The organism is Vibrio sp. 1-Bac 57, from assembly GCF_037546855.1.
GTDB lineage: Bacteria > Pseudomonadota > Gammaproteobacteria > Enterobacterales > Psychromonadaceae > Psychromonas.
The window spans coordinates 64838-79654 of record NZ_JALAAC010000013.1 but is presented as its reverse complement, the minus strand read 5'-3'; the positions used below and the strand labels follow the sequence as shown (position 1 = coordinate 79654).

At 36.7% G+C, this 14817-nt stretch carries 16 protein-coding genes; 5 read left to right on the top strand and 11 right to left on the bottom strand.

Annotated elements, in window-relative coordinates; genetic code table 11:
* Positions 1-15: 15 nt before the first annotated feature.
* Positions 16-945: a TAXI family TRAP transporter solute-binding subunit gene (locus MT391_RS10480; RefSeq protein WP_499497914.1), complete on the bottom strand. Its 930-nt coding sequence runs from the start codon at positions 943-945 to the stop codon at positions 16-18.
* 292 nt (positions 946-1237) lie between these two features.
* Entirely contained in the window at positions 1238-2131 is an 894-nt protein-coding gene (locus MT391_RS10475; RefSeq protein WP_499497912.1) for a LysR family transcriptional regulator, read from the bottom strand.
* A gap of 223 nt (positions 2132-2354) precedes the next feature.
* On the opposite strand from MT391_RS10475, the gene MT391_RS10470 reads away from it, so the two are divergent.
* The gene (locus MT391_RS10470) at positions 2355-3152 is read left to right on the top strand and encodes an SDR family NAD(P)-dependent oxidoreductase (RefSeq protein WP_499497910.1); all 798 of its coding nucleotides are present in this window, start codon (positions 2355-2357) and stop codon (positions 3150-3152) included.
* Between the two features lie 105 nt (positions 3153-3257).
* Complete coding sequence (locus MT391_RS10465; RefSeq protein ID WP_499497909.1) at positions 3258-3920, top strand: sulfotransferase; 663 nt, start codon at positions 3258-3260, stop codon at positions 3918-3920.
* Between the two features lie 65 nt (positions 3921-3985).
* Here MT391_RS10465 and MT391_RS10460 read toward each other — a convergent pair whose 3' ends face one another.
* Entirely contained in the window at positions 3986-4816 is an 831-nt protein-coding gene (locus MT391_RS10460; RefSeq protein ID WP_499497907.1) for a tRNA1(Val) (adenine(37)-N6)-methyltransferase, read from the bottom strand.
* Positions 4817-5163: 347 nt separating this feature from the next.
* Between MT391_RS10460 and MT391_RS10455 the strand changes: the two genes are divergently transcribed.
* Both MT391_RS10455 and MT391_RS10450 read left to right on the top strand, forming a co-directional pair.
* Positions 5164-6267 carry a phosphoribosylaminoimidazolesuccinocarboxamide synthase gene (locus MT391_RS10455; RefSeq protein WP_499497906.1) on the top strand — a complete coding sequence of 368 codons (1104 nt, stop codon included), beginning with the start codon at positions 5164-5166 and terminating at the stop codon, positions 6265-6267.
* Positions 6268-6347: 80 nt separating this feature from the next.
* Positions 6348-6557 carry a DUF2897 family protein gene (locus tag MT391_RS10450; protein WP_499497904.1) on the top strand — a complete coding sequence of 70 codons (210 nt, stop codon included), beginning with the start codon at positions 6348-6350 and terminating at the stop codon, positions 6555-6557.
* A gap of 119 nt (positions 6558-6676) precedes the next feature.
* Here MT391_RS10450 and bamC read toward each other — a convergent pair whose 3' ends face one another.
* Complete coding sequence (gene bamC, locus MT391_RS10445) at positions 6677-7795, bottom strand: NlpB/DapX family lipoprotein (RefSeq protein ID WP_499497903.1); 1119 nt, start codon at positions 7793-7795, stop codon at positions 6677-6679.
* On the bottom strand, positions 7792-8673 hold the full coding sequence (dapA, locus tag MT391_RS10440) for a 4-hydroxy-tetrahydrodipicolinate synthase (protein WP_499497901.1): 882 nt from the start codon (positions 8671-8673) through the stop codon (positions 7792-7794). The genes bamC and dapA overlap by 4 nt, the downstream gene beginning before the upstream one ends.
* A 243-nt stretch (positions 8674-8916) precedes the next feature.
* On the opposite strand from dapA, the gene MT391_RS10435 reads away from it, so the two are divergent.
* Complete coding sequence (locus MT391_RS10435; RefSeq protein ID WP_499497900.1) at positions 8917-9768, top strand: tetratricopeptide repeat protein; 852 nt, start codon at positions 8917-8919, stop codon at positions 9766-9768.
* Positions 9769-10057: 289 nt separating this feature from the next.
* On the opposite strand, the gene MT391_RS10430 is transcribed toward MT391_RS10435, so the two are convergent.
* From MT391_RS10430 to MT391_RS10405, 6 genes are all read right to left on the bottom strand, one after another.
* A complete protein-coding gene (locus MT391_RS10430) occupies positions 10058-10735 on the bottom strand; it encodes a PASTA domain-containing protein (protein WP_166369423.1) in 678 nt (225 codons plus the stop codon).
* Entirely contained in the window at positions 10732-11796 is a 1065-nt protein-coding gene (locus MT391_RS10425) for a PASTA domain-containing protein (RefSeq protein ID WP_499497898.1), read from the bottom strand. Before MT391_RS10425 ends, MT391_RS10430 begins: the two co-directional genes overlap by 4 nt.
* Positions 11793-12407: a hypothetical protein gene (locus tag MT391_RS10420; RefSeq protein ID WP_499497896.1), complete on the bottom strand. Its 615-nt coding sequence runs from the start codon at positions 12405-12407 to the stop codon at positions 11793-11795. Before MT391_RS10420 ends, MT391_RS10425 begins: the two co-directional genes overlap by 4 nt.
* Before the next feature lie 2 nt (positions 12408-12409).
* Positions 12410-13252 carry a hypothetical protein gene (locus MT391_RS10415; protein WP_499497895.1) on the bottom strand — a complete coding sequence of 281 codons (843 nt, stop codon included), beginning with the start codon at positions 13250-13252 and terminating at the stop codon, positions 12410-12412.
* A 33-nt stretch (positions 13253-13285) separates the two neighbouring features.
* Positions 13286-13855, bottom strand: a complete 570-nt coding sequence (locus MT391_RS10410) for a hypothetical protein (protein ID WP_166369415.1) — start codon at positions 13853-13855, stop codon at positions 13286-13288.
* 90 nt (positions 13856-13945) lie between these two features.
* On the bottom strand, positions 13946-14812 hold the full coding sequence (locus MT391_RS10405; protein WP_166369413.1) for a hypothetical protein: 867 nt from the start codon (positions 14810-14812) through the stop codon (positions 13946-13948).
* Positions 14813-14817 lie beyond the last annotated feature (5 nt).

The following is a 14817-nucleotide window of genomic DNA, read 5'->3' as shown; positions in this document are numbered from 1 at the left end:
CGAAAGCTGTTGAGATTATTGCATTTGTTCTTTTAAGTATTTAAGTGAACCTGGGTGTAAATCAATCCCATCTAATTTGTTCATATTTTCTAACGTAGTAAATTTAGTCACACTGATCACTTGATTAATTTTGCTCATATTTTCAAAGGCAACTTTAGTCATCTTGTAAGCTAAATCAGTATCTAGGTTTTTATTAACTACTAAGATGTTCCACACTGCTGGTGCATTAAATGCGTTCACACCTTTATAACTACCTGCAGGCACTTCGATTTCTTGATAAGAAGCATTACTTGCAGAAACTGCTTTTAGTTCTTCAGGCGTAAAAGATAAAATACGAATATTGTGAGTAAAAGCAAGCTCAGTAATCGCGCCAACACCAATGCTGCCTACGATAGCGCCGGCATCAATTTGTCCTGCAGAAATAGCACTGGTAGTCGCAGTATAGTTAAGCGACTGCGCATCAATATCTTTTTCTGTAATGCCTAAAGCGGCAAGAATATTAGTTGAACTCACACGCGTACCCGAACCTGGTGCACCTAGAGAAATACGCTTACCTTTAAGATCTTGAATAGACTGAATTTCAGAATCAGCAGGCACAATAAACTGCACAACATTTGGATACAAAGCAAATAAGACAGAAACATCCATTTTACGTGGGAAAGGTTTTACACCTTCATGTGCTTGCAATACCACATTACCCATGGCAATACCTGCGAGCTGTTTGTTTGTCGACACTTTAATCGTATTTTCAACAGATGCAGCCGTTACTTCAGCACGCATATCAAAGTCTTCTATGTTTTCACTCCAGATTTTAGCAAGTATGCCACCAAGAGGATAATAAGTACCACTTTGGCTACCAGTACCGATGGTGTAGTTCTCCGCCATTGCATTAAATGAAAATAAACACGCTAATCCAATTATTCCGTTTTTAAAAATCTTCTGCATTTTCATAATCCCTTTTAGTTCATTTAGTTGATTTGTATCTTGTTATCAATTTGTTATGGGTTTGTAACCTGCAAAAGACTACCATTAAAACTCAACTTCACAATGGTCTTGTGTCACAAAGTTGCAGTGTGTTGCAGTAGTTACCGTTAGGGCCAACTATTATTTGTAGTTAATAATAAGCAGTGAATGAAAGTGAACAGAGTAAATGAGTTCGGGATTTAGGTTAAGCATTAGGTTTCGATCTGGTTCTTATAAATGGTAAGAAAGTGAATTCATTTTAGCCTCAAGTCGTCTACTGCTCCCAATATGCATTTTCAACAAAATACTGTTTACAATAATCAATAAAAGCACGAATTTTTGGAGCAACTTGTCGAGCACTCGGGTAGATAGCCCATATCGAAGTATCGCTAGCAAGAGGATAATCCGTTAGCACAGGAATGAGTTTATTATCCTGTAGTTGTTGGTAGGCAATCCACTTAGAACAAACGGTGATGCCTAATCCATTAACACAGGCATCACGAATAGCTTCGCCATTATCTGCACTGAGGTTACCTTTTGCTTTTATCACCATTTCTCCATTTTCTCCTGCAAAGCTCCAATGATCCAAACCAGTTAAAGAAATACATTGATGATTTTTTAGATCTTGCGGAGAAACAGGAACGCCATGCTTTGCAAGGTAGTCAGGGGATGCACAAACAATACGGCTATCGGTCGCTAATTTTCTGGCGATCAAACTTGAGTCTTTCAGCTGTGAGTTGCGTATGGCAATATCAAACCCTCCTTCTACTAAATCGACTATGGAATCAGATAACTTTAAATCAATATTCAATCCTGGGTGCTGTGCTAAAAAGTCCGTTAAAGCAGGGATTAGATGCATTCGCCCAAACGAAGCAGGTGCAGTTAAGCGTAACGTCCCTTTCAAAGCATTATCAGTAAACCTTAACGCAGCTTGTGCAGAAGCTACACTTGCAATAACATCTTCGGCATAGGGTAAAAAGGCTTTGCCCTCTTCGGTTAACGAAACTTTACGTGTTGTTCTATGAACCAGACGAACCTTTAAATTCTCCTCTAATTTACTTATATGATTACTTGCAACCGCTGCTGATAACCCTAATGCTTGTCCTGCTAAACTAATGTTATTCGTCGCAGCAACGCGTAAGAATAATTTTAAATGTTCGATATTCAAAATTGTATAACCTCTATCATTATCAACATAAAATATAAAGTGATTCACTGTTTAAGTATATTATCAAGATTGTCACTAGGTCATATAATTATTTAACTTAAACAACACCAACTAGAATTTATGGGTTAACTTTTAAATCCACTACAAATTATAACTAACCCTTAATCTGGGCGTATTCAATACTGGATTCTTATCATCTTTCTTTTTATTTTGGAGTTATATAATGCATAAAACAATTTTAATTACGGGTGCTACAGATGGTATTGGCTTTGAAACAGCAAAGAAATTAGCATCTCTAGGGCATGATTTAATCATTCATGGTCGTAACAAAGAAAAATTAAAGTCTGCACAACTTAAACTACTTGCTTTAACGAATGTGTCTAAAGTAGACACCATGCTCGCAGATTTATCCGATCTCGAGGCAGTGAAAGATCTTGCCGCTACAATATTAGCTAAATATAAAAGCATCGATGTACTGATCAATAATGCAGGTGTATTTAAAACATCAGCAACAAAAAATAAACAAGGATTAGATGTTCGATTTGTTGTTAATAGCATTGCGCCTTATTATTTGAGTCAATTGCTGACACCTGTTTTAGGTAAAAATGGTCGTATTGTTAATTTATCATCAGCCGCGCAATCACCAGTAAATATCGATGCAATGCTAGGGAGAGTCGACCTTGATGACATGCCAGCTTATGCACAAAGCAAATTAGCCATTAGATTATGGACACATTCATTCAGCCTTAACAGTGAAGGCCCAGACTGTATTTCGGTCAATCCAGGATCATTATTAGCCAGTAAAATGGTGAAAGAAGGCTTTGGTATTGCAGGAAACGATTTAAGTATTGGTGCAAACATAGTGATTGAAATTGCATTATCGCCAGATATGGCTGAGCACAATGGCCAATATTTTGATAATGACCTAGGCCACTTTGCAACTGAGCCTTTATCCAAGCAACAGCTAACGATGGCGGTTGATATTATTGATACAATGCAACACATCATTAATAATGGTTAATTGCTAATGAATGACAAAGCTGCCTAATAATTAATAATAACTTTTGATTTAACTTTACTTGGTATTCGTTACAATCCTCTTCATTAATTGATCAGAGACGAATACATGAGTAAGGTTTTTATTATCGGTTTACCTAGAACTGGCACGACTAGTATCAGCGTTGCATTTTTAAACTTAGGTTTTAAAGTGGCGCATACTGCTTTCACTAAACAGACCTTTGCTCTTGCCGATGTAGTAACTGATTGCCCATGTTTTTCAGATTATAAACAATTAGATAAATTATTTCCGGGATCCCAGTTTATCTATTTAACACGAGACTTAACCGCTTGGTTACCTTCCGTTCAACGTTTATTACAAAGAATGTTGCCACACCTAACGCTTAAAACAGGTCAATTTAGTCCCGTATTAAAACGTTCATTTGATCAAACCTTTCAGTTATCCCACCCTGATTTATTAACCGATGAACATCTAACGGCTTGTTATGAAAATCATAAAACAGAAGTAACGGATTATTTCTCAGGCAAGTCTTGTTTTCTTTCCATTGATATAAGTAAGCAAAATAGCTATCAAATACTTTGTGATTTTTTAAAAATTTCTATTGATGAAAAGGATTCCTCATCGCATGTCAGTTCCTCACCACATGACAGCTCCTTTCCTCATGTAAATAAGGGCGCACAGGTTGCACATTGGAAAGCAGTAAAACACCGCAATAAGATAAGCAGTTTTAGTGCAGGTAAAGACCATAGACAATTTTTTGATTACACCTAATAGGTTAAATAAGTTAAATAAGTTAAATAAGTTAAATAAGTTAAATAAGTTAAAAATAGCTTAACCTACATTTTCAAATAAAAGTCTTTGGTAAGTGCAATAAACTCCTTTGAATAACCATTCCCTTCATTAATTGTTAATATCTCAAATTGGGTTTCGTGTTTGCTCGCCATAGTTGCAAGAGCAGTGTTAATTTGCGGATCAGGTATTTGTGACAAGGTTGTTTTAGAATCTGTTATTTTAGAGTCAGCTACTTTAGGTTCAGGGAGTAACGACTTAGTTATCTCTATTAATAAGCGCGTTGGTTGTTTATCTTGGCGCGTTTTTACCAAAGTCAAACGTGATAATTTTAGTACATTACTACTAATAATATCGCAACTATCCAATAGTGCGATAAAATTCATGCCTTCGACTTTAGGTAAAATAAAACTAGCAGTGCCTCCTGTAATTAGTAAGTCAGAACAAGCATTAAGTAATGTTTGATGTGATAAACCCGAAGTATGCCTAGCCAAGGCTCTTTGTGATAATAGTGCTTCTTCACCACTATTAAAATAAGGTGGATTACATATAATGTTTGAGAATGTTTGAACATTTCTAACAAAATCCTGTAACGAGCTATTTTTGATCGTAATTCTATCAGACCATGGACTTTGCTCACTATTATCCGTTGCCGCACCCACTGCATTTTCTTCTATATCTATACCTGTAATAAACGCTTTTTTATTGCGTTGCGCACACATAATAGATAATAAACCTGTACCACAACCAATATCTAAAATACTTTGTGCATTACTAATATTCGCCCATGCTCCTAGTAGCACACCATCGGTGCTGACAGGCATACCACAAAGAGCGGCATCAATATGAAATTGTTTAAATGTGAAGCCTTTAGCCATTTAACACTTTACCTATTTTGTTAATCATTTTTTCGTTTTTTGTTCTATTGCTGAGTAATGAGTTTATTAGTATCGGCACCCCTTTGAGTGACTTGAAATTAATGATTTAAAATCGCCTCATCTATAGATAATACAAAACTATAAGTACTCGATTACAGTTATTTTTATAAGTGCTAGTCGGTCTCATTTTGCAACTTTTAGTATCAGGACCTCCGCTTAAATAAGCTATTCTATTAGTTTTTTATTATAATTATCATAAAACTTTTTACATACAATCTGCTATCATCCTGACTTTATTATTTTTTGCAGAACTTTCTGCTCACTTTGACTTTTTATAGGATATTTTTATGAGTCTTGCCGACAAAGTATTAGCTGTAAACAACGATTTACCAATTCGTACTGACCAGCCAGTCCACAGTGGTAAAGTGCGTTCAGTTTATTGGTTAACAGCTGACGATAGCAAACGTTTAATTGAAGAAAAAGGTTACGATGTAGCAGCAGATGCTCCACTAGCCATCATGGTGATCAGCGATCGTATTTCTGCGTTTGATTGCATTTGGCACGGCGAAGGTGGAATGAATGGCGTACCAGGTAAAGGTGCAGCATTAAACGCTATTTCAAATCACTGGTTCAGACTATTTAAAGAACAAGGCTTAGCAGACAGCCACATTCTAGATATCCCACATCCTTTTGTTTGGATTGTACAAAAAGCTCGTCCAGTAATGATTGAAGCGATTGCACGCCAATATATTACAGGTTCGATGTGGCGTGCCTATGAAAAAGGTGAACGTGAATTTTGCGGTATCGAAATAGCAGAGGGTTTATCTAATAATACAAAATTACCTGAGTTGTTAATCACTCCTTCTACTAAAGGTATTTTAAAAGGTATTGCAGGCGTTCAAGAAGCTGATGACGTAAATATTACACGTAAAAATATCGAAGATAATTTTGCTGCATTTAACTTTACTTCAGCATCGCACATTGCTGATTATGAAAAACTACTAAAAGAAGGTTTTGAAGTGATCAGTAGTGAGTTAGCTAAATTGGACCAAATTTTTGTTGATACAAAATTTGAGTTTGGTTATGTCACGGATAAAGCTGGCAATGAAAAACTAATCTATATGGATGAAGTCGGTACTCCCGATTCATCTCGAATTTGGGATGGCCCAGCCTATCGTGAAGGTAAAATTGTTGAAAATTCTAAAGAAGATTTCCGTCAATTATTACTTAAACATTTTCCTGATCCTGATATTCTTTTGAATAAAGAGCGTATGCCAGAACGTTTTGCATTAGCACAAGAAAATGCTTTACCTGAATCTGTATTAATGAAAATTTCTGAAACCTACATTGGTATTGCTGAAAAAGTGATTGGTAAAAAAATAGTACTTTCAGACAATCCAAAACAAGAAATCATCGATATTCTTCGTGAGCAATACAATCTGATCGACTAATACTAGCTAATCTACAGGTAAAGGTTAATATCGAAGCAGAACTAAGTTCTGCTTTTTTTATATCCATCGGAGAAATAATTATGTCTACAGGTTGGGTGATCTTTATCGTGGTGATTGTATTAGGAATCATCCTTAGCAATATATTACTGTTAAAACAAAGCGCGAATATGAAACTACCCGATAGTGTAGTGATAGCGATTAAAGAGAAAAAAGAAAAAGAGGCATTAGAACAGCAGAAACGACTTGAAGAAGAACAGGTACAACAACAAAAAGATCAAGATAATAAATAATTTTAAAAGTTAAAAGATAAGGAGTGTTATTAGTAATAAAATTTTTAATGCTTACAGTGAATAGAAACAAAAAAGCCTAACTCATCACAAGTCAGGCTTTCAATATCTAAACACTATTCTTATAAAGGTTTAGTCTGAATATCATTTTCTAAAATAACACTGCGAATATTATCAGTGATACTTAAATATAACTCAGTCACTTCCTGCTCAGAAAGTTGTTTTTTATCAGAGTTTAACCAAGTTAAAGATGTATCCCCACCGGTTAATTCACCTAATTGAACAAAGTACTCGCCTTCTTCCAAGTTAATTGGATTCAAGTTTCTTTTCTGCCAATATTGTGCATCTTGAGATTCAAATTTTACTAGGAAATAACCTAGATTCTTATCATTATCAACAGGACTAAAGCTCATTAACTGCAATAAGGCAGGTAGTTTACGCCAAACTTCTGTAAATTCTGCATCAATGATCCAAGCCGTTTGATGACTTTCATCAAAACCAAGTTTAATTGGTAAAGGCTTATTGTCAGCCGCGATTAACGCCTCTGATTCTTGCTTCAAATAAGCAAAATTGAGCATGTCGTTGATAAAGCGAATTTCTATGCTGCGTTTATTGCGGCCTTCTAAAATTTCTTTAACCGGCTCATTATCATTTAACTGTTGATAGCTTGTCGCGTCAACAGATAAAGAAATACTTCGCCCATCTCCGCCTTCCGCTAATTGTAATTGATATTCACCTTCTTCACGCACTGTATTTTTACTTAAACTGCCGTAACTACGTTGGTTAACAACAACACCAGTATCAATAGATAGCGCTGATCTGTCTGCAACAACATCCTTCGCATCTTTGGATGCTAAGTACTGTAGCGCTAAGTCCCACACTTTTTGTTCAATATTGGTTTCTTGTTTAAAAGCATTAAACCAAACTTTACTCTGTGTAAGATCTGGGTCGAGTAAAACACCATCAAGTACAGCCATCAATTGACTTGGAGGGCGAACATCTACATCTTTACCACTTAATCCTAGCTTTTCTTGTTGCGTTGAAAGCCCTTGAATATCAAAAGTAGAACGATTTTCTAATGTTGAAAAATTTCCACTATCAAATTTTTCAATTAGTGTAGCTTGTAGATAATCATCATTACCTTCTGCTTGTGTTCTAGTATCAAACCTAGCACAGCTAGTGATCGCTGAACTTAGGATCACCAAACTAGCAATTTTAGTCAGTGCGTTGTTTTTAATCATGACAGTAATTTTGCTTCTATTAAGGCATTTCGAACAGTACCCTGATATTGCTCAGATAATGTTGTTAATGGCAAACGTAACGTAGCCGTAGGAATTAAACCTAGCTCCGCACAGGCCCATTTAACTGGAATTGGGTTCGCTTCATGATAAAGGTTGGTATGTATAGGCATTAATTGAGTATTGATAGCTTGTGCTTTTTCAACTTCACCTGCCAAAGCATGCTCACACATTTCAGCCATTTCAACGGGAGCAATATTGGTTGATACAGAAATTACACCATGACCACCTTGTAAAATAAAGTCACAACCCGTTGCATCGTCTCCACTATAGAGTACAAAATCTTCAGGCAAGATTGCTTTTAATTCAGCAAGGCGTTGTAAGTCACCAGTTGCTTCTTTAATACCAATAATATTTGGAATTTTAGCTAAACGCGCAACCGTTTCAGGCAACATATCAACCGCCGTTCTACCAGGTACGTTGTATAAAATTTGTGGTAATTCGCACGATTCTGCAATCGCTTTAAAATGAAGGTATAAACCTTCTTGCGTTGGTTTATTGTAATAAGGAGTTACATTTAAACCTGCAACAATGCCACTATTAGTAAATAATTTGCTTAATGCAATTGCTTCAGATGTTGAATTAGCGCCATTACCAGCAATCACAGGGATTCGACCCGCAGCATAAGTGATAGTACGTTCAACAACTTTAACATGATCATCAACACTGAAAGTTGCTGACTCACCAGACGTGCCTACAGCAACAATAGCTGCAGTTTTTGATTTAATATGGAACTCTACAAGTTCTTTTAATGCATTATAATCAATTTCGCCGGTCTCATCCATTGGGGTTACGAGTGCTACGATACTACCTGTTAACATGTAAATGCTCCTTTTATTGAGCGTCTAATGTTACTTTTGCAAGCCTTTAAAAACAAGAAGAAAAATCAACTCATTACTTCTCAAAGCGAATATTTATAACATTGTTGCTGATGCTCACCTTTTTATACGTTAATCACTTGATAATAGCGCTAATATCAAACGCATAGTCTTTGCTGTCCATCAATCTTCACGTATCATTGGCAAACATTTCGTAGAATATTTAATAAAGAGGATAAACCGAATATGCAAGCAGATATATTTGATGTAACCGTGCAAGATTTTCAAACTATTATTGCACAAGGTTCAGTGAATAAACCTGTGCTGGCTGTTTTTTGGTCAAGCCAATGCACTATCTGTCGTTCTTTGTTGCCTTTACTTGAACAACTACAAAGAGAACATGCAAATGGCTTTACACTCGCGAAAATAAACTGCGAGACAGAACAGCAAATTGTGCAGCATTTTGAAATAAAAAGTGTTCCAACTGTTTACATGTTTGTTAATGGACAAGGTGTAGACGGTTTTGCTGGAGAGCAAAATGCTGACTTCATCAATAACTTCATCAATAAACACCTTCCCGACCCAGCGCAATCGTTGTTAGGTGATGCGCAAACACTATTTGCTCAAGGTAAATTAGATGAAGCGAAAGCAACAATTGTGCAAGCGCAAAATCTTAATCCTGAAGATAACCAAATTAAACTTGCAACGGCACAAATTTATTTAGCATTGGGTGAGTTTGAAAATGCAAAACCTATCTTAGCAGTTATTCCTACGGCAGATCAAAATATGATTTATCATAGCTTGATGTCAGAGTTAAAACTCGCTGAACAATCAGCACAAACGCCAGAAATAATAGCGTTAGAAAATGCGTTAATTGATGCTTCGAATAAACAACCGATTCAATACCAACTTGCGATTCAATACCATCAAAACAAACGCTTTAGTGAAGCGCTTGCTCTTTTATATAGTCTGTTATGCCAGGACTTAGGTTATGAAAATGGCGATGCAAAAAAAACCATGTTAGATATTTTGGCCACAGTAGATGATGCGGCATTAGTCTCTGAATACCGCCGTAAACTTTATAGTTTACTGTATTAAAGTAGGTAACATTCTTTTTATATCGCTGTTTTAAAATTGCTGGAGCTTGTATTAAATAGATCAAGGTTAGAATAACGAGTAACTATCTAGTGCCGTGAATATAATTTACGGCACTAGAATAAAAACTACAAATATCGGCAGAGCTAATTTAAACAAACACTACTTTAGAGTAAGTAACTTATAGTCATCGATACTCATCAAGTATGTAATAAATCAACATTTAAAATATCAAATAAACCAGTTTTTAGTATTAATCGTAGATGCTTATGGTTGTTCTAATGATCTCTACTTATGGTAATAGCTGTACAGTTTCACCCACGCTTAAAAATACAACAATTGTAGGATCCGGGTTTTGCCCCCCTATCACTGTAGTTTCATCCTCAATTTCTGTTTCAACATTAAGATCAAGACTATCCAGTATCAAAGTTGCTTGTGCCAATGTTTTCCCAACGACATTAGGAACTGGGCGACTATTTTCAATTTCACTTGAAGGAGGGATAGCCACAACATCGAAAATAATTTTTGCGCTGACCTTGCTTTCATAATTATATTGATTTTGAAAACCTGCATCCACAGGTGAAGCATAAAGTTTTGGTACAACACGTCGTGTTTGAGAAACCTTTAACGTCTGCAACTTGTTATTTAAATTAATGTTACTACTTGGAGCCATAACCTGGCGACTAACAAGGGATTGATTATTTATTCCCTCGCTTTGTGACGAACCCGAAATAGTAAATGCAAGGTTAATTTCTGCACTCGCTTTTGGAATGGTATAAAAGGTCGGTCGATACCCCAACTCCCGTAACGCTTTTAAATGGGCTTGATCGGAATAAAGATCTAAATAGGCTTGAATTGAGCTTTCGTCGAGCGCTTTTTGTGCTTCGGCAACACCGCGCCCAACCGATGCGATAATATCACCCAGTGGTGCCGTGGCAATATCTTGAGTTAATTTTTTAAAATCACTCATATTTTCTGCCCCCCTCTTTTAACCGCCACAAAAGCCGAAATAAAATTTTCTCCCAAAAGGATCTCTGTTCCAGGATCTGGTTTTTGCATAAAAATTCCTCCAGTTGGGCTGGTTGATTGTTCCATCTCAATAACGCGTAATTTTAACCCCAAGGGTAATAAAACACGGCTCGCAGTAGCGGGTGTAAGCCCAACAATGTCTGGCGCCTTTTGCGATGAAGAACTGTCATTATTGGTGTTGCTTAGAGTAAAACTAATTTCACTTGCAGTTTCTGGATTAACACGGGCTAACTCAACAGCATCAAGCGCACGAAAACTCCTGCCACCATTAGCCATGTACCCTTTAAGTTTGACATTAGCTGTTGAGATTTTATATCCGGTATTTACACTGTCAATTTGTATAGCTTGAGATATTTCATTGGCAATATCATTAATTTTGGGGGCTTCTGTCCCGCCTTGTAATATTTCAAGGTCACTTTGGAGTTTTTTAACTTGTACATCACCCAACTCTTTTGCATCAATGGCAACTTTTGCACTTTTCCTAACCAAACTCAGCTCTTCCTCAAGACTGATTTTAGCCACATTTAATTCAGATACCTTTTTGCGTAAGCTATTTTCTAAATCACTTGAAGACCCGATCTCCCCTGAGTCCCCTCCTTTACTTTCCTTTATTATGCTACCATAAAATGCAGTATCAGCTTTCTCATAAGCCGGAGATAAGAGCTCAAGAGGTCTTTTAACATCAATAAAAATAGTGCCAAAGTTTAATAAAAAACTAGTTTCTTCCTTGATTGAAATAACAGGGGACGTTAACAATATTGCATTTTTTGTATCCAGCTGAGGATGAACAATGCGAAGTTGCATTGCAGGAAAACTTGTAAGCTTGGTGAATGCTTCGGGGTTGATTTTTTGGGAGAACACACCATTTTTATCAAACGGTAGCTCAGCATATTTAATCCAGCCTCTAGGAATTGAAAAATACTCGAGTACAACTGACATTTCAATATTTTGTAAAGACAGTTCACTAATAAATTGGCCTTCTACTGTGATTGTTTTGATCATGTCAAAGCCCCCTTAGTGATGGCAATATAGCTCTCCGTATTACCACTCGAAATGCGTAATACCATAGGCTTTGTAGCATGTAACTGTGCCGTGACAATATCTATTTGGGCAATGCCGCCTGCATCTGTCAAATACTGTTGAGCAACTAAAAGAGATGTCTTTTGATTTGATGTTGGTTGTGTTCCACCTGCTTGGACCGTTAGTTCACTATCGATCTCTACACTAATCTGTGTATTGGTCATCATCTCACCAGCTTCATTTATTAATGTTGCTATTATTTTTTGTGATGCCAACTCAATTAATATTTCAATTTTAGGTAAACCGGCATTAGGAGGAATAGATACAATCCTGCCTGAAATTTTTGCACTTGTTTCGACACTACTCGATTCCCTTGGCCCCATTTTAAAGCCAACACCTGGTTGAGTAGACTGACTAGCTTCGATATCAAAAGTAAAATCTAAGTGTGGAATATGGTAACGCGGTAATTCTCGTCCAGCTGCATCATATGCTGCCATCGAAGATAAATGAGCCTGAGATGCTCCTAGTGCATCGGTAAGCGCTGTTAACATATCTTGTATCCCTTGCGCAGTCACTTTGGTCGAATCTGGCATAGCTAACCCCTCAATCTATTTTTAATGCTATTCAATCTATTTTCGTCTCGATTTTTATCTCGAGAAGCATCTCGATCTTTCATTCCATTATCCACACCTGTTTCAGCCATTTTTTCTAAACGTTCAGAAATCAGTTTTGCTCTTGCATCCAAATCACCCGATCCCCCGTTGATAACTGAAAGTAATTTATTCCTTCTTGACTCATAACTTTCCTTAGCTTTAGCTGCTTTACGAACAATCTCTAGGCTTTGTTCTTTAGCTTTTTTACTCAATTTATCCTTTGAAAATCCATTCTTTAGTGTGTCATCAATCATTTCATTACCAACACTGTTAAGTTTTTCTTGTAACTTGGTAAGTAATTTATCTTTATGTTGCTTTAATTTTTTATCACTTTCTAAATTTGTTTTGTCTCTCAAGCTTTGCAGAGGTTTTTCAATATCAAAATCTTTTAGCGAACTACGTTGCTTGAAAGCAGTTTGCCCTGTTCGTAATTTTCTGGCAGTCCCAGTTGCAGTGGGGTGTTGTGCTCTAATAAGTTGGCGTGATGATTGCACCTCTGCTTTTGAAAAAATTTCCTTACGTTGAGCAAGCCAACGGGCATCCTCATTACGCCGTTGGGATAACGTTTGTACCGGAAATCGAGGGTCGGAGCTTGAATCATTTTCACCATTTTTTTGGGTTAGGAAACTCATCTTTGCTTCAAGATTTTTACGTTCGAGGAGCAGCTTAGAAATTTTAGAATCTTCTGTAAGCAATTTTCCTATTTCTTTTGATGGATTTTTTTCAAAATCTTTCAAGGGCTCATCAACTTCATCAAGAAGATGTTTCCAAGATTTAAGTGTCATAGCATCAAACTCCTCTGAAGTTAAATTGAAATATTAGGCTTCACCATCTGGTTTAATTACTGGTTTAACATCTCGATCAAGAATTTGACGAATGCGTTCTTCTAGCATTGGTGGTGGTGGCACAGTCACGAGTTTGGTTCGCATCAATGAACTTCCTTCTGCTGAATACTGGTATTTGCTTGAAAAACTTGCTGAAACCGATGACGCATTTACCGATGCTTTAGCGGAGAAAAAACCAAGTTTTCCTGACATATTCACTTGCCCTGACTTTATCTTCTTCGCCCGCGTAGTTTCACGACTCATGGATATTGACATTTTCACTTCTATCAAAGTATCAACAAACTGATAGAATGTTGGTGTAAATCCAAGCTCCAGTAGACTATATTCATCGTCTTCTTTAGGGCCAATTTTTACCAGGTTAGTGCGTTCTCCAGTTGTAGAAGAGTTTCCATTCTCATCCTCTTCGATATCATATCCCCCCATCAACCTTGCAATTTTCATCGATGTTAAATCAAGTTCATATTGCGCTTGAGCAATACCAACTCCCATTGATTTGACCATTTCGGGAAAGGGTACGTTTAATAGATCTTGTCCAATGCTCATGTTAACTCCTTTCTATTTATGAGCCCTCACGATTGGGCACGAATCCAAATGAAAATTAAATAGTTAGACGATTGGTCTGGGTGCGCTTATTTAACTTTCATTTGTTTTAGGTTTATTGTTCTCTATTTGCTGTGCTAGCAATTCGGCCTCGATATCCATACGTTGACGAATACGATCTTCTAACACAGCAGGAGGTGGAATAGGCACCATTTTGGTACGCAATAAAGTAGCCCCTTCAGCAGAATACGAATATTTACTTGAATATGTGGCATCTACCTGTGTAGTTTGCACACTATTACTAGTTGTATTGTTTCTAGCGGCAAGTAAGCCAAACCTCAAACCTTTAATACCCGAGAACTTTAGCCCTCTCGTTTTATCGGTACTTGAATCGTTTGTAGATTTTGATGTGGTACGAGAATAGCTAGATTCACGAGTCATTTTGATGGCAATTTTTACTTCAATAATCGTATCAACAAACTGATAAAATGTCGGACTAAACCCAAGTTCCATCATTGATAAACGTGTTGGAACTCGAATGATTTCATCTTCAAATTCCTTCAAAGCTGGTGATAACTTCCCACCATCATCCACAACATCACTCCTATCTGTTTTTGAAGTACCTGTTGAATTATTTTTATCTGCAAAAGTTGCAATGACATCGAGAATTAAATCTTTTAATTTCAATGTGTCATCATTTATTTCGCCCGTTAGTCCGTCGTCGAAAATTGCATAAGCTAATGCTTGTTTGACAGTCATATATTCATAACCAAAGAATATTCTACTATCATCAAAACTTATTTTACCTTCTTCGTCATAAACCGTTTGCAACCCTCCCATCATTTCAGCAGTGCGCATACTGCTTTGATCGAGTTGAAATTGACTGTCCGCAATAGCAAATGCCATATCTCGGATCATATCACCCATTGGTACGTTTAATAGATCTTGGCCAATACTCATTATGC